Genomic DNA, 20170 nt, shown 5'->3' on the forward strand with positions numbered 1-20170 from the left:
CTCACGCTGTCAACTGCGCCGCGGAGGCGACGATCCAGGCCAGTTCCTCGTGGAAGATGTCGCTGTGCGCTCCCGATGGCGGGTTGCCCGTCGTCACCACCGCTGAGCAGTCGATGTTGAGGATCGCTCCCGTGGTGAAGGGGTAGCTCGTACCGACGGCGTCGACCGACACTGTGTGGCTCTGGTAGGCGCCAAGGGAACCAATGGCGCGGAAGCGGAACAGCGGATCATCGGCGGCCGCGCGGTCGTCACCGGATGCCAGGGATGCCAGGGGATAGCTGAGGCTCAGCGCCGAGTCGTGACTGGAGAAGCAGACCGTCAACGGTCCGTCGACGCGCGAGAGCATGCCCGCCAGTGCGCCATGGTCCCCCAGGGACCATGGAAGGGCGTCGCTGAACGCGAATCGGGAGAAGGCCCCCTCCAGCAAGGTCACCGACTTCACCGGGGACGGATCTACCTGGGGAAGACCGGCCAATGCGAAGGAGACGACGCGTCCGCCGAAGCTGTGTCCCATCAAATGCACGCGCAGCTGGTCGAATTCGGGCTGGGCGACGATTCGTCCGATCAGCGGCCCGACACCACGCTGACCGACCGCGCCTGCACGGTTCTTCATCTGCCAGTAGGACAGTCCTCGCAGCGCTTCTTTGGCGCCGTGCCAGAGCTTGTCGAGTCGATCGCGCACTCCCGCCGCGCCACCACCGCCGCCGCTGGTGATGTCGACGCCCGAGTCGACCAACGCGTCGGCGTACTTCTCGAACACTTTGTCGGCCTGCGCGGGGTCGTCGAGCATGGCCGGTTGTCCAGAGCCGGGCTCGTCACCATCGGTGGAATTGATCGCCACCGCAGTGTTGAACTGCTGCATGGCGCGAAACAACTCGTCGACACCGTCGTCGCTGGGCTCGGCGGACAGGAGGGTGACGATCTCGTCGAGCTCCTTCTGCGCCTGCGGGAAGACAGCTTTGAGGTCGGCTATTTCTTGCGGACTCAAGGCCGACGAGCCGGCGTCGGCGACCTCGATGGGGTCCAATCCGGCGGCGCCGGTGGCGGATCCGCCCGGCGTCGGATCGAAGTCGGGGATCGTCACGTCGCGCCACAGCTGTGACGGCCATCGGATGCCGATGAAACCGACTGTGTGGCCGGGGCCCACCTGTGCCTTCAAGAGCTCGAACCACCTGGCGTACAACGATGATGCGGCGGCCTCGTCGTTGTTCCACCCGTGGGAGAACACCACCAGATCCGTCACGTGACTGTCGCGCAGGTCCTGCAGGATCTGCTGCTCACCCGCGGCATCGACATCGCCGTCAGCATCGATGGACAGTGCCCAGGGGCCGAAAAACTGTTGTGTAGACATGTGTGCTCTCTCTTCTGGCTCAGGGGGTCTGCAGGGCGCGCATCAGGTCCACCAGCCCGGCGCCCTGGAAGTAGCGGTCGCGGTTGAGTGACGTTGCCGACGACATGAAGATCTCTTTGACGTCGTCGGGATTCCCGATGTACTCGCGCTGCACGGAGAGGAATGCCGCGATCGCGCCCGACACGTGCGGGGCGGACATGCTCGTCCCGCTGTCTTCGATGTAGACCGCGGCGTCGTCGAAGCCGGGGAACTGGGCGCTGCGGATGCTCGCGAGGCTCTTGCCGGCCGCGGCCGAGGTGATGCGTTCCCCGGGCGCGACGAGGTCGGGCTTGAGGCGTCCATCGCCGGTGGGTCCACGGGAGGAGAAGAACGAAATACCGTTGGTGTGCGGTGCTTCCCGATGTGTGGAGCCCACTGTGATGGCCTTCTCCGCGTTACCGGGATCGTTGATCGTGACGCCGGCGCTGAATTGGGTCACGTCCGACTGGGCTGCGTTCAGCGTGACATAGCCGGAGTTGCCGGCGGCCACTACAACGACGACACCAGAGGACACCAGGCGGTTGACTTCGAGGCACAGCGGGCTCTGCCCGCAGCCGAACCAGTCGGCGAGGAAGCCGTACCCCAGCGAGAGGTTCACGCCGTGGATTCGCGTTAGCTTCCCTGCTTCGTCGTTCTTCTGGCGTACGTAGGCCAGCGCGGCGATCACACGGGCGGTGCGCGCAGTCAGATCGCCGTACTTGCTAAGCACCTTCAGACTGACGAGCTTGGCCAGCGGCGCCACACCATTGAGCATGTCAATGTCGACGTTTCGCGGTACCAAGATAGGGTCGTTGTTCCCGCCGGCGCCATTGTTCTGGCGTTTCTCCACAGCCAGCGCGTGCCGTGTCTCGTCCCCGTCCTTCCAGCGCCGCAGGCCACCGGCGATGATCCCGGCCACGTGGGTGCCGTGTCCGTCCTCGTCGACAAGAGCGAGTTCCGGATCGTCACCGTTGGAGACGAAGTCATGATGGAGATTGGCGACCGACGGATCATCCAGCGTGTGGTCGCCTTGAAAGTGCGGGTGTTCTTTGTCGATGCCAGAGTCGATGACGGCCCACACGATGCCTTGGCCGTACGCGGCGAAGGCACGTTGGGCCGTCGTGGCCTTCACGGTCCCGCAGGATGCGTCGATCTGCGGGTGGATGGGGAAGTCGGGCCAGATCCGGAATATGGCCCGCTGCGGCCAATCGCCACCGGCTGAGTCCGCGGTGACGATGTTTTTCACCTGCTCGTCGCTGAGATCCCCGGACATGTACTGGTCGGCGACCACGAGGGGTGTGCCTGCGGCCCCGACCAAGGTCCACAGCTGCTCCACTCGGGCGATCGCACCGGCGGCGCCGGTTGCTGACGCGGAACCGGTGCCGACGCCGTACTGCAGGTTCAGCTCGATCATCACCGGCTTCGGCTGACCCGCTTCGGTCTGCGCGACGGCAGCGTCGAAACCGAGGCGGCCCGCGTACTCGACGGTGAAGTCAGGCCCTGTGATGCCGAGGACTGGTGTGTGCTCCGCGGCTGGTGGTGTCTTGCCCTGGAGTGGTTTGGTGACGACGCCGGCCATCACCGGCCCGGACGATGTGATGGGCTCGGCGACAGGATTCGTGTCCTCAGCTACGAGGGTGCCAAGTCTGCAGTCATCCGCGGCTTGCTTCTTCCCAGCGGCGGTGGTGGCCCACACGGGGTCAGTGCTCTGACTTTTCGGGCGGCGGAGCAGCTTCCGCGCCACCAGAGTCGACAGCGCATCGTCGACGCGACTTTCCCAGGAGGGCCGCGTGCCCTCGTACAGCCGATCTGCCGGCAGGAAAACGGCGGCGAATTTCGCGCCGACCATCTCCTTGATGCGGACGGCCGTCGCGGGCTGGTTGAGTTCCTCAAGAGCCTGCACGGCGCACAGCACCCTGGCTTGCCATGAGCGATCTTGGGACGGAGGTACGAGGGAATCTTCACTCATGGCACTACCTCCCCGGTTCGGTGCCGCATCGATCGACGCCGCTGCGCCGACCCGGGTGGGAAACTACTCCGCCGACCCCTTGTCATGTGCTTCTATCGTGCGTTTGCCTGCGCGCAGTGTCATGAGTAGCGCACTACCTGACCAGGAGTACCCGCTCCGGTGAGATGCCGACTCTGTGGAAACGAGTAGCCGACTACGCGTGATTGCTTGGTTCATCCCCGCGCACGATGGGGTCGTTACAACGGGCCACAACCAAGGAGACCGCCATGTCAGCTCAGATCGTTTTCGACGACCAGACCACCTTTGTGACCGACCCCGTGAATCCCTGCGCTGGTCAGGATTTCACCGTGACCTGGCAGGAGAGGAACATCGGCGACGTCGACTCGGATTCCTATCAGGACATCTTTGATCTCGACGATCAAGGCTCGGGGGACAGCAAGTCTTTGGACTGTGATCCGCTCGCCGCCGGCACCAGCGTTCAACGCTCGCTCGTCTTCAATCTGCCCGCGGGCACCTACCAGATGAGCCTCGTCATCAATGGGGTGGGCCCGCTGAATCTCGGCGATGTGATTGTCGACGACTGCACCGAGGACACCAGCGGAGATGAATCGTGACCGACGACGCAGACGCAACAGGGCGTGGCGCCGTCGACTCGCCGACGCCACCGGATATCGAGCTGCCCGACCCCACCACACTCGCCGACGACTACGGACCGTTCGACGCTGCGCCCGGATATGACGCCGATTGTCGTCGTTCCAGGCGAAGAACTCCCGAAGCCTGCGGGGATATCCGGACGAAGCTCACGGCGATCAGGAAGGCACGCCGATGGCACTGAGAACGGTTGAGGTGGCGCACCGCGACGACTACAACTTCGGCGTCGGCGCCGATCTCGCGTCAGGAAGTCCGATGGGATTCGTCGTCGACGGTGATCCGGAGGGAATCGCCCAAGCGGGCGGCGCTTCGGTGACGTTCGAAGTACGACGAATCAACAGCACCGAGGAGCTCGAGGAATCACTCGGCGTCAGCGCCGAAGCCAGTTACGGGTCAGGACTCTTCGGCGCTGGCATCTCGGCGCGCTTCGGTTACGCCAAGAACTGCAAGGTGCAAACCTCTTCCCTCTTCATGGTGGTCACTGCACGCATCGTCCTCGAGCATCTATCAATCAAAGCGCCGAAGCTCACCGGCAGCGCCGCTGAACTCAGAAGTAACGCAGAACAATTCGCGGCGAGATACGGCAACATGTTCGTTCGCGGCATGGACCGTGGCGGATTGTTCGTTGGCGTTTTCCGCTATGACGTGCGTAGCGAACAGGAACGCACCGAGGTCTCGGCGGAACTCGAGGGCTCCTATGGACTCTTCAGCGCCGAAGCGCGCATGAAGTTCGACAGCATCCGCAGCAAGTATCATTGCGATGCGTTCGTCAGCATGCACCACGAAGGCGGACCGACGGACCTTCAGATCACAGACGTCACCGACCCAGTTCAACTGATGGACAATGCAAATCGGTGGCTCAAAGCGTTTCACGACGATCCCGACCGCAATGCGATGCCGTACACGGTAACTCTAGCTCCCATCGCGATCGCCGAAGGTCCGCTGCCGCTGAACGAGATCGACGTGCAACATGCGCAGGACGTACTGATGATCTGCGCCAAACAGCGCAGCCGCATTCTCGACAAGATCAACCTGCTCGAGTACGTCGTTGACCATTCCGAGGCGTACGACTGGACGTCGGCTGGCGCGGGTACCGTGACATTCCTGACTGAGGCGGTCAACGGATTTCAACAGGATCTCGATCTCATCGCCAGTTGTGCCAGCAGAGCGATCAATATGCCGGGCGAAGCGAAGATGCCCGCGGATTACGCCGTGGCAACCGATGAGGTCTACCCGGTGGGTGTGATGCCGACCCTGCCAACCCCGAAACCGCCGCCGTCGATTGAGAAAATTCAGGTCGGGAACATGGTTGGGGTTGACCTCCGGTCGTGGAATGACTGCTTGCACTACTTGGGACCCGGTCACGGCTACACCGTCGAACAGATGCTCGCGGGAGTTGACCTGTACGAAGACGGAACGCCTCCGCGACCACTCCTCTACGTCAGTCGCGAACAGGCGGAGTTCATGGAGCAGGTGCTCGGGGGCAAGATGGACGTGCGAGAAGACCCGCCCGGCCTTGACCCCGACAGGGATCTTGACTACAACGTCGGATTCAAGATCACCGAGCAGGAACCTGCACCCAACGCGCTCGTTCCCGTAGGAACGGTTCTCAACGTCAAGTGGACGCAGTACGTGCCGTAGAAGGTGCTTCGTCCGCATTCGCTTGGCAGAAGCTACCCCCACGCGTGACGTCGGCGCCGGACACTTGTTTTGTTGAACAGGTGCCCGGCGCCAATCGTTGATGTCTCAGACCGAGAGCAGCCTCTCGAAGAAGCTCCGGTAGCGCTTGAGCGCGACTCGCAAGTCTTCGGTCGAGGCCTGCTCTCCGCGGCTCCACTGATCCTCGAGCCGCGACCGTGCGTGGTCGAAACCGGTGGTCAGCTGCTGCACCAGATCGGCAACCAGACCGTCGGCCTTCTGCACGCAGTCCTTCGGATCGTCGACGAAGCTGGCTTGCACCGCGTCCCACCGGGCACGCAGCCCCGCGAGTTCATCGTGCGCGAAAAGACCGGCGTCTGAGTCGGTTTCGCGGTCAGACTGGTGGTGAACTCCGCCGGAGACCTGCGGGTCCATCGGTGTCGTAGGCGGCCCGCCGGCCTGCGCTGCGCCTGCTTGCGTCGCGCCGGCGTCGGTCTGCACGGGAGCGACCTGGTCTTCGGGAATGTGGTTCGGGTTCTCCGTGGCGTACTGAGGGTGCTGCCCCTGCGGAGTCTGATCAGTGTAGGTGTCGGTGTGCTGATCGTGGGTGGTCATGCGCGCGCCTCCTTCGAGGTGTCGGTGTCGGTGTCGGTGGTGTCGAGAAGTCGTTCGAACAGTGCGCGGTAGTGCACGAAGGCTTCCCGCTGCCGTTCGGTGTTGACCTCGCCGCGCTCCTGGGCGGTGTGCACGCTGTGTGCTGCGCGGTAGTTCTCGACGATGTGGGGGTGGTCGACGGAGATGTCGGCGGCACGGCGTTCGAAGTCGTCGACCGGGTAGCCGCGCTGGCGCATCACCTCGGTGACGAGCAGGTCCGCGGTGCCGACGGCCCGGGCGGGGTCGTCGACGAACTCCGTCTGCACCTGCGCCCAGCGGACTTCGAAATCATTGCGTGCCACGGGGGGGAGCGCGACGATGTCGAGCTTGTCGCGCTTGCGGGCCCGCGTTGCCAGTTCCTTTTCCGCTGCCTTGGGATCGCCGGTTCGCTGTACCGTCCGGTCGTATTCCGGGCCGAAGTGTTGCTTGAGCTCTTCACTGCGTTTGCGTCCGCCGCCGGAACGCACTGCCAGCACCACGAGCACGATCACCACGATGATTGCTGCGGCGATCAAAATCCATTGCCAGGTAGGCATTTCGAACTCCTTTCGTGCACGTTCGGGTAGCCCTGACGTGGTCTACGCAAACGTCAGTTTGTGACTGGTATCACGGAAGCCCAGGTCAGGGGTCAGAAGTAGTGACGCCGGCCGCCGACGGCGCGACCGGTGGTGCCGAGGACGGCGAGGACAGCTCCGACGACCAGGAGAATGACTCCGATCGTGGTGAGGATGGAGATCTTCAGCAGGAGCCCTGCGATGACGGCGATGATGCCGAGAATGATCATGATCGGACCTTTCCTAGAACGTATTTCGGTCGTTCGGACCATGCTCAGTCGACCACCCTCAAGGGTGTGGCGGTACACCCTTAAGGGGGTAATGTCAGCGCCGTGTCCGAGCCCATCACTGTGGCGCTCATCGACGACTACGACGTCGTCGTCAAAGGCGTGGCCAACATGCTCGAGCCGTATCGGGACCGCGTCGTGGTCGCCGAACTCGACGCCACCACGCCGCTGAAAGACACCGTCGACATCGCGCTGTACGACAGCTTCGCCCAACCCGAATCCGATCACGAGGAGATCGGTGTCCTGGTTGCCAACCCGTGTGCACGCCGAGTTGTGGTCTACACCTGGAACTTTCATCCAGACCTCGTCGCCAGTGCGCAGGAGCGCGGGGCGCACGGCTATCTGTCGAAGACGCTGGCGGCGCGCGAGTTGGTGACGGCACTGGAAGCTGTGCACAGGGGAGAGACGGTGGTCAGCGAGGCGCCGCCGCGAAGCCGCCCTGCCCCGGGCAACGACTGGCCCGGTCGCGGTGAGGGGCTCAGCGACCGTGAGGCCGAGATCCTGGCGCTCATCACGCAGGGAAAGAGCAACGCCGACGTCGCGCGCCTGACCTACCTGAGCCCGAACACGGTGAAGTCCTACATCCGGTCGCTGTATCGCAAGCTCGACGTGCAAAGCCGCACGCAGGCGGTGCTGTGGGGGACACGGCACGGATTCCTACCCGACCACCACCGCATCGAGCACTGGCGGGGCGGGCCGTAGCGGGGGGCGTAGACTGTCACAAGCTGGTCCATCCAGCCGTCCCGCTTGGGCCATATTTCGTTCTCAGCCTGGTCTTCCCGAGTCCTCACATCCCGTCGGGCACCGTCCGGCGGCAACAGTTCGGTCGGGAACCTCGTGAAAGTTTTAACGCCCTTTCAGCATTCGCTCGTCCGCTTCGGACGCGCCGACGTTGCCAACGTGTCGAGCGTCGGCATCTTGAGCACCTATGGGCCGACCGTGTGCGGTCTGGCGACGTTCAGCGCCGCCCTGGCCCATGGTCTGTCCCTGCGAGGCGTCGATGTCGATGTCGTACGCGTGTCCGACGGAGTCCGTTCTGCACGCGCCGACGTGGTGGGCGAACTGGTCAGTGGTTCGGCGGCATCCGCTGCAGCGGCGGCGCAACTGCTCAACCGTCGCGACGTGGCGATCATTCAGCATGAGTACGGCATCTACGGCGGTGCCGACGGCGAACAGGTCATCGACGTCATGAAGGGCCTGACGGTGCCCGTGATCGTCATCGTGCACACAGTGCTGACAACCCCGACGCCGCATCAACGCTCGGTACTCGACGAGGTGATGGCCCGCGCCGACCAGGTGGTCGTCATGTCGAGCTCGGCGCGCGAGCGGCTGCGCGCCGGCTTCCGCGTCAGTGACCGGAAGGTCACCACGATCCCGCACGGTGCCGCGCTGCCCACCACAGCGGCGTCGAAGCGCTCGGGCCGGCCGATCCTGCTGTCCTGGGGACTCCTCGGGCCCGGCAAGGGTATCGAAAGGGTCATCCGCGCGATGGTTTCCCTGACGGACCTCGCGCAGCAACCCCGATATCTGATTGCCGGCCGCACGCACCCGAAAGTGCTCGCCCTCGACGGCGAGAAGTACCGAGAAAGCCTTGTCGCACAGGCTGAAAGCCTCGGAGTGTCTGGATCGGTGTCATTCGACGCGGCGTATCGAACGCCCGAAGCGCTGACATCGCTGATGCAGTCGGCGTCTGTCGTCGTGCTGCCGTACGACTCCACTGAGCAAGTCACGTCTGGCGTGCTGGTCGACTCGATCGCCAGCGGTCGACCTATCGTGGCGACGACCTTCCCCCACGCTGTCGAACTGCTGGGCGGTGGCGCAGGCACTCTGGTCCCACATGACGATCCCGATGCATTGGTCCACGCCTTGCGCCGGCTCCTCACCGACCCGCGCGTCGCGGGTGCGATGGCTTCCGAAGCGCGACAGCTTTCTTCCTCGATGGCATGGCCCGTTGTGGCAGGTTCCTACATCACTTTGGCGCAGAGCCTCGTTGCTGCCCGGCGAGGGCCGGCGTGACCCGGGCAGTTCCCCCACCGGTGTTCTCGCATCTCCTGCGGCTCACCGATCACCGTGCCACCTTCGAGCACGCGCTTCTGACCGAACCGCGCCGCGAGCATGGTTACTGCGTCGACGACATGGCCAGGGTCCTCGTCGTCACGACACGGGAGCCATACGCGTCCGGTCCATTGACCGCCCTGGCCGGCAGGGCACTGACCTTTCTGAGCGACGCCCTGTCCGAGGACGGCACGTGCCGAAACCGCATGGACGTTCACGGATGCTGGAGTGGTCGATCGAATACCGACGATCACTGGGGCCGATTGGTGTGGGCCTTGGGCACTGCCGCCGCGCGCAGCGGGAGCGCCCAGGTACGCGGCGTCGCCGCGCAGCAGTTCGATCGCGCGGCACGTGCCCGTTCACGCCATCTGCGGGCGTCTGCGTTCGCCGCCCTCGGCGCTGCCGAGGTTCTTGCCGTCGCGCCGGGGCACCCGTCCGCATGCGAGCTGCTCATCGACTACGCGGCTCGGATACCGCTCGCGCCGACCGACCCTGGTTGGCCCTGGCCGGAGCCTCGTCTGCGCTACGCCAACGCCGCCCTCGCCGAGGCGATGATCGCGGCGGGCGAAGCGCTCGACGATGTGGCGATACGCGGACGCGGCATCGCCATGCTCGAGTGGCTACTGGGCGTCGAGACCGGCGACGGGCATCTGTCGCCCACGCCTGTCGGAGGCCGCGGCCGCTCCGATCACGGGCCTGGATTCGACCAGCAGCCGATCGAGGTGGCAGCCCTGGCGGACGCCTGCGCCCGGGCTGCGACCACCGACTCGCGGCCACTCTGGTGCGAAGGTCTGCGTCTGGCCGTGGGGTGGTTCTGCGGTGACAACGATCTCGGCCTGCCCATGTGGGATCGCACGACCGGTGGCGGGTTCGACGGTCTGCACGCCGACCGCGTGAACCAGAATCAAGGTGCGGAGTCCACCTTGGCGGCACTGTCGACGATGCAGCAGGCGCGGCGTTTGTCGTCTGTTTGGCGATGACCGGGCCCACGGTGGGGCTCGCCACCCGCCATCCGCAACGCCTCCTACCCGACGCTCGTCGGGTGATCTCCCGGCTGTTCGTGCCGGGTCAGGAAGGGTTCGAGCTGCAGGAGACCCGTGCGGGTCAGGTCTTGAAGCGGATTCTCGCGCTCGCCGACGACGAGGTCATCGAGGCCCTGCGAGACGTCGTGACGCACTTCGCGGGTCGGCACCGAGATCTGTACGGCACGTGGCGCATGCACGCCGAGGAGCTCGCCGATCGACTAGACCCTCACCATGCGCTGTCGGAGTCGCGAATGTTGTTGCTGGGCGCCACATTCACCAGCGAGTACGCCGTCGAGGGTGCGGCGCTGTGCAATCCGAGCATGGTCGCCCACCCCAACCAGGAGGGTATACCCGCGGGAACTCTGCGGTTCGTGATGAGCGTGCGGGGCATCGGAGAAGGTCATCGGTCCTCGATCGGATTCCGGACCGGTGTCGTCGACGCCAATGGTTCATGCGCCGTGGACTCGCCCGTCGCGTTCGCCTCGACGGGACGCTTCGAACACACCCTGCTGGACGCGGCGATCTTCCGCGCTGAGCTGAGCCGGCAGGACCGCGCCGGCGAGGCCACCGACTACATCTTCGCCAAGCTCGGTGAGCGGTTCACCGCGGCCGACCTCGAGGAGCGACTCGAGACTCTCGGGGCGCATCTGAGCACTCGAGGGCACGCCGCGGAGACCATCGACACGGTGCGCGCTATCGCCGCGCGCTTCTACGGTGTCGAATACGACTCGTCGACGACGTTGGCCGAGCGGGTGCTGTGGCCGGCTATCGAGGCCGAGGGGGTGGGCATGGAGGACGCTCGCTTCGTGCGCTTCTTCGACGATGACGGGCAGGCCACCTACTACGCCACCTACACCGCTTACAGCGGATCGGCAATCAGCCAGCAACTGCTGGAGACTGCGGATTTCCAGACGTTCACGTCCATGCCGCTGGTCGGTCGCGCCGCCGCGAACAAGGGCCTGGCCCTGTTTCCCCGTCGGATCAACGGGCGGTTCGTGGCGATGTCCAGGTCAGATCGGGAGACCAACACCATCGCGTTCGCCGACCATCCCGCCGTCTGGACGTCGGCCTCGCCGTGCCAGCAGCCGATCGAGACGTGGGAGACGGTGCAACTCGGCAATTGCGGTGCACCGATAGAGACCGACGCGGGGTGGTTGGTACTCACCCACGGCGTCGGACCGATGCGGACCTACAGCATCGGCGCGATTCTGCTCGACCTCGACGACCCGACGCAGATGATCGGCCGGCTGCGACGGCCGCTGCTGGCCCCCGCCGACGACGAGCGCTGCGGATACGTGCCGAACGTCGTCTACTCCTGCGGCGCCCTGGTGCACGCCGGCACGCTTGTGATGCCCTACGGCATCTGTGACTCCGCGATCGGGGTCGCGACAGTGCCGCTTGACGATCTGTTGAACCACATGCGATAGACGGCGACCGCGTAGACTGGGCCCACAAGCCGGCGCGCTGCCCTCTGGGCGCCGTCGACCCCGGGCTCTGCAGACCGGTCCGGCTGTACGTCAACGGCCGGACCACTCGAGGACACCTCATCGCCATCACCGACATCGCCGCATACACCCACCTCTCGCCGCAGGACATCGCCAACCTCGGCGAGGAACTCGACGCGATCCGCACCGACATCGAAGAGTCGCTCGGTGCCCGCGACGCCGCCTACATCCGGCGCACGATCATGTTCCAGCGCACCCTCGACGTCGCTGCGCGGCTTCTCATCGTCGCGTCGCGGTCGAAGGTCGGCTGGGTGGCGGGAACCGCGGCACTCGGATTCGCCAAGAGCGTCGAGAACATGGAGATCGGGCACAACGTGTCCCACGGCCAATGGGATTGGATGAACGATCCCGAAATCCATTCCAGCTCTTGGGAATGGGACATGGTCGCGGTCTCTTCGCACTGGAAATCGTCGCACAACTACCGCCATCACGTGTACAGCAATGTGCTCGGGGAGGACGACGATCTGGGCTTCGGCGCCATGCGCGTGGCGCCAGAACAGCCGTGGCAGCGGAAGCATCTCTTACAGCCGCTGCAAAATGTTCTCCTCGCTATGACATTCGAGTGGGGCGTTGCTCTGCACGGGTTGGATCAGCGGCGGTCGCGCGCCGAGTGGAGAGCTCAGGGCAAGGAATTGGTGCGCAAGATCTTCCGCCAGGGCGCCAAGGACTATGTGCTGTGGCCGGCAGTGAGCATGCGGCGCTGGCGCAGGACGCTGGGCGCGAACGCGACAGCCAACCTGTTACGCAACCTCTGGGCGTACGTGGTCATCTTCTGCGGCCACTTTCCCGACGGCACGCAGAAGTTCACCGCCGATGTCCTCGACACCGAGACGCGGGCGGAGTGGTACCTGCGGCAGATGCTCGCGACCGCCAACTTCACGGCCGGCCGGTTCCTCGGGTTCGCCAGTGGGAATCTCTGCTATCAAATCGAGCATCACCTGTTCCCGGATCTGCCCAGCAACCGGCTCGCCGAGATCGCCGAGCGGGTCCGGCCGCTGTGCGAGAAGTACGACCTGCCCTACCTGACGGGTTCGCTCTCGCATCAGTACGCGTCGACGCTGCGAGTGATCCACCGGCTGGCGCTGCCGAACGGGGCCTAACTCTCCTTTGCGTGCGGATAGGTTTCGCCGCGGTGCTGGAACGACAGGATCTCGTCGTTGAGTATGACGCCGTCGCGCATCTCCACGGCGCGCGCCACGGTGGTGCTGTCCTCCCACGCCGCGGGCCGGCCCAGGACCGTCTCCACATGGGGGAGCAGCGCCTCGCTGATCTCCCATGTCGCGGAGTTGAACAGGTACGACGGGCTGTGGTCGACCGCGTAGTAGTGAATGCCGTTGGGCAACAGCCGAAGTGGATCGGCGAATGAGGTGGGCTGCGCCCAGCTGAAACCCATACCGGCATCGCAGGACACATCGACGATCAAGCTCCCCGCCGCGAAATCGGCCAGGTCGTCGTCGGTGGCGAAGATCAACGGGCTCGTCGGATTCTGAAGGACGCAGTTGACGGCGATGTCGTGGTCGGCCAGTAGTTTGGCCACGGGAATCACGCCGCCATCTCCGGTGTCGACCCACGTCGCCTCGGGCGGGGCGTCGTCGTCGTGCCCCATCTGGAGGATCTGGGTGGAGGGGATCGGTGCGGCGACGGCGGCGACGTCGCGGTTGGTCAGGACGCGGACCTCGTCGACACCATGCGCATTCAATGCGGTGACGGCGCCGCGCGCCGTCGCACCGAAGCCGATGACCGCCGCGCTGAGTCGCCGGCCGTAGTTGCCGGTGACACCGATGAGGGAGAGGGCGTGCAGGACCGAGCAGTATCCGGCGAGTTCGTTGTTCTTGTGGAAGACGTGGAGTGCGAAACTGCCGTCGGCCTTCCAGTGATTCATCGACTCGAAGGCGATCATCGTCAGCCGCCGATCGATAGCAGCCTGTGTGACGTCCGGGTTCTGAACGAGATGTGGCCAGCCCCAGACGATCTGGCGCTCGCGAAACTCGGCGAGGTCCTCCGCCTCGACCTTGGGCAGCAGGATGACGTCGCACTCGGCGATCAACTGCTCCCGGGTCTGGAGACCGCCGACCACGTCGGTGAGCGACTCGTCGGTGGCTCCGAAGTGGGACCCGTAGCCGTGCTCGATGAAGATCCGGCCCCGGATCGACGGATCGATCTTGGCGAAGTGATCGGGGTGGATGGGCAACCGGCGTTCGTCAGGTTTGCGCGAGGTGGCGACAATGCCGAGAGACAACGCCGAGGAGCCGGAACGCTCGCTCACTCGGCGGCCTTGCGGTGCGGCTCGCCGTCCGCACGGACCTGGTGTTCGAGCTTGGTGTCCCGGCCGAGTTCGACGAATGCCGCTTGATCGCGCAGGTGCGTGGCGTCACGGCGCGCATCGGCGGCCCGGCTCGTGGACGGCCGGATACCGGTCACCACTCGACGAGACACCTTGGCCCCGGATTCGAGGAGAGCGAGTAGCCGGGACTTGACGACGGAGAACATGAGGATCTCAGATCTGCTGGAAGGGAGACCAGTACACGCCGCAATCGCGGACCTGTCAAACAGATGTCGTCGACGATTTTCGAGCACCGGCGCGGCCGGCCGGACCCGCTACAACGGCAGCAAGATTCCCTTCACGCTGGGGTCGGTGGCGAGAAATCTCTGTACCGCCGGATCCTTGAACGTCGCGACCAGCTTCTTGATGTTGTCGGTGTCGGCCCAGCGGCTGCCGATGGTCAGCTGTCCGGCGAACTCGTCGGGGGCCGGCGGCGCGAAGATCTGCTGCTGAACGGGCACTTTGGCAGCCAGGTAGTACTCCGTGTAACCCACGGCCGCATCTAGGTCGGGCAGCGAGCGGGACTGCGCCGCGAAGTCGAGCAGCGTGAACTTCAGGTTCTTGGGATTGCCGACGATGTCCTTCTGCGTCGCGGTCCACTTGTCTACCGCGGGGTTCAGCGTGATCAGACCGGCGCGCTCGAGGAGCCACAGGCCCTGCGCCTCGTTGGCAGGATCGGAATAGAGGGAGATGTTGGCTCCGTCGGGAAGTTGGTTGACGTCGGTGTACTTGTCCGACCAGATGCCGAATCCCCAGCGGAAGACGGGTGTGGCTGCCTCCTCGCGGAAGTCGGGGTTGGCCTCGAGCACCTGGCCCAGCCATAGTTTGTGTTGGTAGATGGTGCCCGCCACCTCACCGTCGCTGACGGCTCGGTTGATCGTGTTGCTGTCGGCCAGACCGCGGAATGCCACCGTGATGCCATGCTTGGGCGCCACCTCACGGCTGATGTATTCGATGAGCGCCTGCTCGGCGGCGTTGCCCTCGTTGGTCGCGACCACCAGCGTCGCGCCGGGGATCTCGTTGGCGGACTTTGTGTCTCCGAAGAAGAAGAAGCGGCCCGCGACCACGGCGACGATCACGACCACCAGCCCGGTCGCGAGCCAGATCCAGCGGGGACGCTTCTTGAGGTCGAACCCGTGGTCGTCGGGCGTGTCGACCTGGTTCTCGGTGGTGGTCATGCGGTGACGGTTCCTTTCGCACGTGCGTGGGGGGTGGTGAAGCGGACCGCGGCGTCGCCGATGAGCTGCACGGCGGCGACGGTCACGACGAGAATGACGATGGTGGCCAGCATGACGCCCTGATCGAACCGCTGATATCCGTAAGTGACCGCGACGTAACCGATCCCGCCCGCACCGATGGTGCCGGCGATCGCGGAGTACTCGATCATCGCGATGATGTTGATCGTCAGTCCACCGAGAATCGACGGCACCGCCTCGTTGAGTTGAGCGGTGCGGATGATCTGCAGACGCGATCCGCCCGAGGCGCGGGCGACCGTGACCACCGACGGTGGGACCGAGCGCAGAGAGTTCTCGACGATACGGGTGAAGAATGCGATGCCGGCCAACGACATCGGCACCACCGCGGCTGCGATGCCGATGTTCGTGCCCGTGATGAACCGGGTGAACGGCATGATGGCGGCCATCAAGATCAGGAACGGCAGCGAGCGGCCGACACTGATGATCCAGCTCAACCCCGTGTGCAGCGCCGGATTCTCGAAGAGCCCGCCGGGTGCGAGGTTGTGCACCAGCGCACCGAGAGGGACGCCGACGAGGACGACGATGGTCATCACGATGCCGACCATGATCAGGGTGTCGACGAGCGCGGGGAACAGCAGGCCGGGTAGCTCGTTGACCGGGACCTTGGCGTTGGCCAGCAGGGCGTGGGTCACGCTGCGCCCCGAAGCGGCGCCTCACCGGTGGACAGTCCGTACCGGGCGAGCACGTCGGCGGCGCGGGCAGACAGGTCTGCCGGGATGCCCAGCGTCGCCGAGCCAACGGTGACGCCCTGCACCTGCTGCACCGAGGCGCCGAGGATGGCGATGGGGGCCCCGAGGTCGGCGCTGGCGCGGGCGATCCAGTCGCTGGGCACGCTGGGTGAGTCGTAGACGACGTGCCACACCTGCTGCCCGAGTGCGGCGTCGCTGGACAGGCCCTGCGGGCGCAGCTCGGCGCCGAGCACCGATGCGGGATCGGTGAGAAGGTCCACCAGCCGGCCGGATTCGACGATGCTGCCGTGGTCGAGCCGAGCCACCGAGTCGGCGATCTTGAGCACGGTGTCCATCTCGTGGGTGATGAACACGATCGAAAGATCGAGATCGTCGCGCAGCTCGCGCAGCAGGTCGACGACCGACGCGGTGGTCGTGGGGTCGAGACCGGCGGTCGCTTCGTCGGCAAGCAGCACCGACGGGCGCAGTGCCAGCGCCCGTGCGATGCCGACGCGCTGCTTCTGCCCGCCGGAGAGCTGGAATGGGTAGTGGTTGGCGCGGTGGGACAGTCCGACCCGGTCGAGAAGCTCGGCGACGCGCTTCTCGGAGTCCGCCGCGGTGACCCCCAGGTATTCCAGTGGCAGCGCCACGTTCTCGGCGGCCGTGCGCCGCTCGAACAGACCCGCCGACTGGAACACCGTGCCGATACGCCGGCGGGCGACACGCAGTTTCTGGGTGGACAGTGTGGTGAGGTCGTCACCGTTGACGACAACGGAGCCCGACGTCGGCGGGGTGAGCAGGTTGATGCACTGGGCCAGGGTGCTCTTGCCGGCCCCACTGGGCCCCACGACCGCCAAGATCTCCCCGGCGTCCACCCGGAAGGTGATGCGGTCGAGCACCACGGTTCGGTGCTCGCCACTGCCGTAGACCTTGGTCAGGTCGGTCAACTCGATCATGGGCGCGAACGCTGTCAAAGCGCGTCGGTACGGAACACCTTTGTGCTCAGGGTGAGTCGATCGCGGTGAGCGCAACTCTTCTCGCGCCGCCGATCATGCCGCACAGTACTGGACGCATGAACATCGATGAGTCGGTTGCGGCGCAGCCACACGGTTTCACCCTCCGGAAGCGGCGTCGCTGGCCCTATCTCGTGGTGGCGGTTGCCGTCATCGCAGCCGTGACAACGTTTCTCGTGATCCAGCATTCCTCAGGGACGACGTCGGCGAACGAGACGGCGGGCGCGACGCTCGACGTGGTCTACCTGGACTCGAACCCGGCGGAGAAGGCGATCATCGACTACGTCGCCGCGAACATCGCGCCGGACTACGACGTCAAGGTCGGTGCGGTCGGGCTCGGCGACAGCACACAGATCAACCAGGCGGTCAGCGACGGCCGATATGCGGGAACCATATTCCAGCACCGGCATTGGTTGCAGCAGGTGCTCGACGCCAACCCGGGCTTCAAAGAAGAGGCGGCCACCGGACCGTTCTTCCACTGGGTGTTCGGCATCTGGTCGGACAAATACCGCACGCCTCAGGACATTCCGGACGGTGCGAAGGTGTCGCTGCTCGCCGATCCCGCCAACAATGCGCAGGGCATCTGGTATCTCGCGCAGGCCGGGCTGGTGACCCTGCGCCCCGATGCCGACATCACGGCGTTGACGACCAAGGACATCGTCGCCAACCCGAAGAACCTCACGTTCACGCTCCTCGATTTCGGCGCTCAGCCGCGGGCGCTGCCCGACCTGGATGCGATCGTCGGCTATGCCGAGTCGTTCCTGGCTGCGGGGGTCAGCGAGGACAAGCTGATCTTCGCTCCGAAGTCACCCGACGAGTTCGCCTCGGTGCTGACGGTGGGCAGCGACTACGTCGACACCGAGAACGTGCAGAACCTGATCAAGGCCTTCAAGGATCCACGCGTGCAGGAGTTCATCGCCACCGATCCCGACGTGAAGAAGCTCGCGTTGCCTGGTGATCCGGCGTGACGTCGAGACAGCTTCATCTGGGAGTCAACGTCCTCTCCGACGGCATGCATCCGGCCGCGTGGCAGTTTCCCGGCGCCGACCCGCACTGGTTCACCGACCTGTCCTACTGGGTCGAGGTCGCCCGGATCGCCGAACGCGGGACGCTCGACGGGCTGTTCCTGGCCGACAGCCCGTCGCTGTTCCAGAAGCCCGACGAGCCGCTCACGGCGCCTCCGCTGGCCCTCGATCCGGTCGTGCTGCTCTCGGCGCTGTCGGCGGCGACCACGCACCTCGGCTTGATCGGGACGGTGTCGACGTCGTTCGAGGAGCCCTACAACGTCGCGCGGCGCTTCGCGTCCCTCGACCACCTCAGCGGCGGTCGAGTCGCGTGGAATGTGGTGACCAGCAGTGACGCATACGCGTGGAACAACTTCGGCGGGAGCGCCCAGCCGGACAGGGCGCAGCGGTACCGGCGGGCCGCGGAGTTCATCGATGTGGTTCGCGCGCTGTGGGATTCGTGGGACGACGACGCTGTGCTGGCCGACAAGCAGACAGGAGCCTTCAGTAGGCCCGGCGCCATCCACGCCATCGATCACCGCGGCGAGTTCTTCTCCGTCGACGGGCCGCTGACGTTGCCCCGCTCTCCGCAAGGGCATCCGGTGTTGTTCCAGGCCGGTGGCTCGCCGGGCGGGTTGGATCTGGCGGCACGCTATGCCGACGGGGTGTTCGCCGCGCAGGCTTCCCTGCCGGATGCGCTGCGCAATGCTGAGGAGATCCGTTCGCGCACAGCAGCATACGGGCGATCACGAGATGCGGTCCGGATCATGCCGGGACTGTCGTTCGTGCTCGGTAGCACCGAGGCCGAGGCGCGCAGGCGCAACGACGAACTCAACGAGCTCGCAGGGGAGCGGCGTCTCGCCCACCTGGCGGGCCAGTTGTCGGTCGATCCGGGGGAACTGCACTGGGACCAGCCGCTGCCGCAGTGGCTTCTCGACGGCGCAGTGACCGACTCCGGGTCCCAGGGCGCGCGCGACATCGTGGTGAACCTGGCGCGCCGGGAGTCATTGACGGTCCGTCAGCTCTTGGACCGCGTGATCACCTGGCACCGGCTGGTGGTCGGCGGACCCGAACAGATTGCCGACGCCATCGAGGAGTGGTTCGTCGCCGGAGCGGTCGACGGGTTCAACCTGATGCCGGACGTCTTCCCGTCGGGCCTGGAGCTGTTCGTCGACCACGTCGTGCCGATCCTGCGGGAGCGGGGCCTGTTCCGGCGCGAGTACACGTCGGCGACGCTGCGAGGTCATCTCGGTCTGTCACGGGTACCGGATCGACGCCTGGCTCGAGCGGGGTAACTGTCCTGGTCGGGGCGCCGCCGCGGACGGGGACAATGGGGTCATGCAGCTGTATGACTTCGACGCGATCCGCTCGCGGATGGGCAGTGCTCTGTTCGGCATGGTGGCCGGCCCGGAGGGGCCGGAGAACCGGGCCCGCATCCACGAGACGCCCGGGCCGCGCTGGTTCCCCGAGGACCGACCCATCCGGCAGGTGCATGCGGACGCGTCGATGTTCGTCGGCGGTCTGCGCGCACTCCTGCTGCAGTCGCTGCACCCGCTGGCGATGGCCGGTGTCGCCCAGCACTCCGACTACCGGGGTGACCCGTGGGGACGGCTGGCCCGCACGAGCACCTTCCTCGCGGTGACGACATTCGGCCCCGCCGACGACGCCCAGCGCGCCGTCGACAAGGTCCGCGGCATCCACCGCCGCGTGCACGGAGTCGCGCCCGACGGGCGTGCCTACGAAGCGGGGGATCCGCATCTGCTGGAGTGGGTGCACATCGCCGAGGTCGACAGTTTCCTGCGTGCTCACCAGCTGTACGGCTCTTCGCCGCTCGATCACGAGGGCCGTGACGGCTACGTCGCCGACACCGCGGAGGTGGCCGCCAAGCTGGGCGTCATCGACCCGCCGCGCACCGAGGCCGAGCTCAGGCAGAGGCTGTCGGACTACCGGCCGGAGCTCGCCGGCACCGCCGCCGCCCGCGACGCGGCGCGGTTCCTGCTCCTGACGCCGCCGCTGCCGATCCTCGCGCGCGCGCCCTATGCGGCGCTCGCGGCCGCGGCGGTGGCGATGCTGCCACGGTGGGCGCGCGGACCTTTGTGGCTGCCGTACTTCCCGCCCGCGGAGGCGACGGTGGTGCGCTCGGCCGGGCACGTGCTCGTCGGCGGCATCCGGTGGGCGATGGCCGCCAACGCGGGATGA

20 protein-coding genes are annotated in these 20170 nt (G+C 65.8%); 10 read left to right on the plus strand and 10 right to left on the minus strand.

The genetic code is table 11. From position 1 onward, the window contains the following. Position 1: 1 nt before the first annotated feature. Positions 2–1351: an alpha/beta fold hydrolase gene (locus tag ACZYYX_RS08375; protein WP_463813957.1), complete on the minus strand. Its 1350-nt coding sequence runs from the start codon at positions 1349–1351 to the stop codon at positions 2–4. Positions 1352–1370: 19 nt separating this feature from the next. Further along, positions 1371–3338 carry a S8 family peptidase gene (locus tag ACZYYX_RS08380; RefSeq protein ID WP_463813958.1) on the minus strand — a complete coding sequence of 656 codons (1968 nt, stop codon included), beginning with the start codon at positions 3336–3338 and terminating at the stop codon, positions 1371–1373. 266 nt (positions 3339–3604) lie between these two features. Here ACZYYX_RS08380 and ACZYYX_RS08385 point away from each other — a divergent pair, with 266 nt between their 5' ends. Then, the gene (locus tag ACZYYX_RS08385; RefSeq protein ID WP_463813959.1) at positions 3605–3952 is read left to right on the plus strand and encodes a hypothetical protein; all 348 of its coding nucleotides are present in this window, start codon (positions 3605–3607) and stop codon (positions 3950–3952) included. A gap of 130 nt (positions 3953–4082) precedes the next feature. After that, on the plus strand, positions 4083–5630 hold the full coding sequence (locus tag ACZYYX_RS08390; protein WP_463813960.1) for a hypothetical protein: 1548 nt from the start codon (positions 4083–4085) through the stop codon (positions 5628–5630). 105 nt (positions 5631–5735) lie between these two features. On the opposite strand, the gene ACZYYX_RS08395 is transcribed toward ACZYYX_RS08390, so the two are convergent. The 3 genes from ACZYYX_RS08395 to ACZYYX_RS08405 all read right to left on the minus strand — a co-directional run bounded on the left by ACZYYX_RS08395 (position 5736) and on the right by ACZYYX_RS08405 (position 7065). Continuing rightward, the gene (locus ACZYYX_RS08395) at positions 5736–6242 is read right to left on the minus strand and encodes a hypothetical protein (RefSeq protein ID WP_463813961.1); all 507 of its coding nucleotides are present in this window, start codon (positions 6240–6242) and stop codon (positions 5736–5738) included. Further along, positions 6239–6817, minus strand: a complete 579-nt coding sequence (locus ACZYYX_RS08400; protein WP_463813962.1) for a hypothetical protein — start codon at positions 6815–6817, stop codon at positions 6239–6241. Before ACZYYX_RS08400 ends, ACZYYX_RS08395 begins: the two co-directional genes overlap by 4 nt. Positions 6818–6909: 92 nt before the next feature. Continuing rightward, positions 6910–7065, minus strand: a complete 156-nt coding sequence (locus ACZYYX_RS08405; RefSeq protein WP_463813963.1) for a DUF6131 family protein — start codon at positions 7063–7065, stop codon at positions 6910–6912. 102 nt (positions 7066–7167) lie between these two features. Here ACZYYX_RS08405 and ACZYYX_RS08410 point away from each other — a divergent pair, with 102 nt between their 5' ends. The 5 genes from ACZYYX_RS08410 (at position 7168) to ACZYYX_RS08430 (ending at position 12807) form a co-directional block, all read left to right on the plus strand. Further along, entirely contained in the window at positions 7168–7824 is a 657-nt protein-coding gene (locus ACZYYX_RS08410; protein WP_463813964.1) for a LuxR C-terminal-related transcriptional regulator, read from the plus strand. A gap of 216 nt (positions 7825–8040) precedes the next feature. After that, positions 8041–9138: a glycosyltransferase gene (locus ACZYYX_RS08415; protein ID WP_463813965.1), complete on the plus strand. Its 1098-nt coding sequence runs from the start codon at positions 8041–8043 to the stop codon at positions 9136–9138. Then, the gene (locus ACZYYX_RS08420; RefSeq protein ID WP_463813966.1) at positions 9135–10157 is read left to right on the plus strand and encodes a glycosyltransferase; all 1023 of its coding nucleotides are present in this window, start codon (positions 9135–9137) and stop codon (positions 10155–10157) included. The genes ACZYYX_RS08415 and ACZYYX_RS08420 overlap by 4 nt, the downstream gene beginning before the upstream one ends. Then, positions 10154–11629: a glycoside hydrolase family 130 protein gene (locus ACZYYX_RS08425; RefSeq protein ID WP_463813967.1), complete on the plus strand. Its 1476-nt coding sequence runs from the start codon at positions 10154–10156 to the stop codon at positions 11627–11629. Before ACZYYX_RS08420 ends, ACZYYX_RS08425 begins: the two co-directional genes overlap by 4 nt. A gap of 119 nt (positions 11630–11748) precedes the next feature. Next, the gene (locus tag ACZYYX_RS08430; protein ID WP_463814845.1) at positions 11749–12807 is read left to right on the plus strand and encodes a fatty acid desaturase family protein; all 1059 of its coding nucleotides are present in this window, start codon (positions 11749–11751) and stop codon (positions 12805–12807) included. Here ACZYYX_RS08430 and ACZYYX_RS08435 read toward each other — a convergent pair. The 5 genes from ACZYYX_RS08435 to ACZYYX_RS08455 form a co-directional block, all read right to left on the minus strand. Further along, positions 12804–13973: a N(5)-(carboxyethyl)ornithine synthase gene (locus ACZYYX_RS08435; protein WP_463813968.1), complete on the minus strand. Its 1170-nt coding sequence runs from the start codon at positions 13971–13973 to the stop codon at positions 12804–12806. The two genes, ACZYYX_RS08430 and ACZYYX_RS08435, sit on opposite strands and share 4 nt — an antisense overlap. Continuing rightward, positions 13970–14197: a hypothetical protein gene (locus ACZYYX_RS08440; protein ID WP_463813969.1), complete on the minus strand. Its 228-nt coding sequence runs from the start codon at positions 14195–14197 to the stop codon at positions 13970–13972. The genes ACZYYX_RS08435 and ACZYYX_RS08440 overlap by 4 nt, the downstream gene beginning before the upstream one ends. Before the next feature lie 108 nt (positions 14198–14305). Next, positions 14306–15208, minus strand: a complete 903-nt coding sequence (locus tag ACZYYX_RS08445) for a MetQ/NlpA family ABC transporter substrate-binding protein (protein ID WP_463813970.1) — start codon at positions 15206–15208, stop codon at positions 14306–14308. Further along, positions 15205–15918: a methionine ABC transporter permease gene (locus tag ACZYYX_RS08450; RefSeq protein ID WP_463813971.1), complete on the minus strand. Its 714-nt coding sequence runs from the start codon at positions 15916–15918 to the stop codon at positions 15205–15207. Before ACZYYX_RS08450 ends, ACZYYX_RS08445 begins: the two co-directional genes overlap by 4 nt. Beyond that, entirely contained in the window at positions 15915–16910 is a 996-nt protein-coding gene (locus ACZYYX_RS08455) for a methionine ABC transporter ATP-binding protein (protein WP_463813972.1), read from the minus strand. Before ACZYYX_RS08455 ends, ACZYYX_RS08450 begins: the two co-directional genes overlap by 4 nt. 116 nt (positions 16911–17026) lie before the next feature. Here ACZYYX_RS08455 and ACZYYX_RS08460 point away from each other — a divergent pair, with 116 nt between their 5' ends. Genes ACZYYX_RS08460 through ACZYYX_RS08470 form a run of 3 tightly spaced genes read left to right on the plus strand, consistent with a single transcriptional unit; the run spans position 17027 to position 20170 of the window. After that, positions 17027–17935 (plus strand): MetQ/NlpA family ABC transporter substrate-binding protein, encoded by a 909-nt coding sequence (locus ACZYYX_RS08460; protein ID WP_463814846.1) that lies wholly within the window; start codon positions 17027–17029, stop codon positions 17933–17935. Then, positions 17932–19266, plus strand: coding sequence for an LLM class flavin-dependent oxidoreductase (locus tag ACZYYX_RS08465; RefSeq protein WP_463813973.1), 1335 nt, complete (start codon positions 17932–17934; stop codon positions 19264–19266). The genes ACZYYX_RS08460 and ACZYYX_RS08465 overlap by 4 nt, the downstream gene beginning before the upstream one ends. 43 nt (positions 19267–19309) lie before the next feature. Next, complete coding sequence (locus ACZYYX_RS08470; RefSeq protein WP_463813974.1) at positions 19310–20170, plus strand: oxygenase MpaB family protein; 861 nt, start codon at positions 19310–19312, stop codon at positions 20168–20170.

The sequence above is a fragment of the Mycobacterium sp. IDUB_1 genome (assembly GCF_055419625.1).

Excerpts from the sequence above, each read along its gene's own strand:
- ACZYYX_RS08395 (WP_463813961.1), bottom strand. The coding sequence starts at position 6,242 with ATGACCACCCACGATCAGCACACCGACACCTACACTGATCAGACTCCG.
- ACZYYX_RS08455 (WP_463813972.1), bottom strand. The coding sequence starts at position 16,910 with ATGATCGAGTTGACCGACCTGACCAAGGTCTACGGCAGTGGCGAGCAC.
- ACZYYX_RS08385 (WP_463813959.1), top strand. The coding sequence starts at position 3,605 with ATGTCAGCTCAGATCGTTTTCGACGACCAGACCACCTTTGTGACCGAC.
- ACZYYX_RS08400 (WP_463813962.1), bottom strand. The coding sequence starts at position 6,817 with ATGCCTACCTGGCAATGGATTTTGATCGCCGCAGCAATCATCGTGGTG.
- ACZYYX_RS08380 (WP_463813958.1), bottom strand. The coding sequence starts at position 3,338 with ATGAGTGAAGATTCCCTCGTACCTCCGTCCCAAGATCGCTCATGGCAA.
- ACZYYX_RS08425 (WP_463813967.1), top strand. The coding sequence starts at position 10,154 with ATGACCGGGCCCACGGTGGGGCTCGCCACCCGCCATCCGCAACGCCTC.
- ACZYYX_RS08440 (WP_463813969.1), bottom strand. The coding sequence starts at position 14,197 with ATGTTCTCCGTCGTCAAGTCCCGGCTACTCGCTCTCCTCGAATCCGGG.
- ACZYYX_RS08470 (WP_463813974.1), top strand. The coding sequence starts at position 19,310 with ATGCAGCTGTATGACTTCGACGCGATCCGCTCGCGGATGGGCAGTGCT.
- ACZYYX_RS08460 (WP_463814846.1), top strand. The coding sequence starts at position 17,027 with ATGAACATCGATGAGTCGGTTGCGGCGCAGCCACACGGTTTCACCCTC.
- ACZYYX_RS08375 (WP_463813957.1), bottom strand. The coding sequence starts at position 1,351 with ATGTCTACACAACAGTTTTTCGGCCCCTGGGCACTGTCCATCGATGCT.
- ACZYYX_RS08445 (WP_463813970.1), bottom strand. The coding sequence starts at position 15,208 with ATGACCACCACCGAGAACCAGGTCGACACGCCCGACGACCACGGGTTC.
- ACZYYX_RS08405 (WP_463813963.1), bottom strand. The coding sequence starts at position 7,065 with ATGATCATTCTCGGCATCATCGCCGTCATCGCAGGGCTCCTGCTGAAG.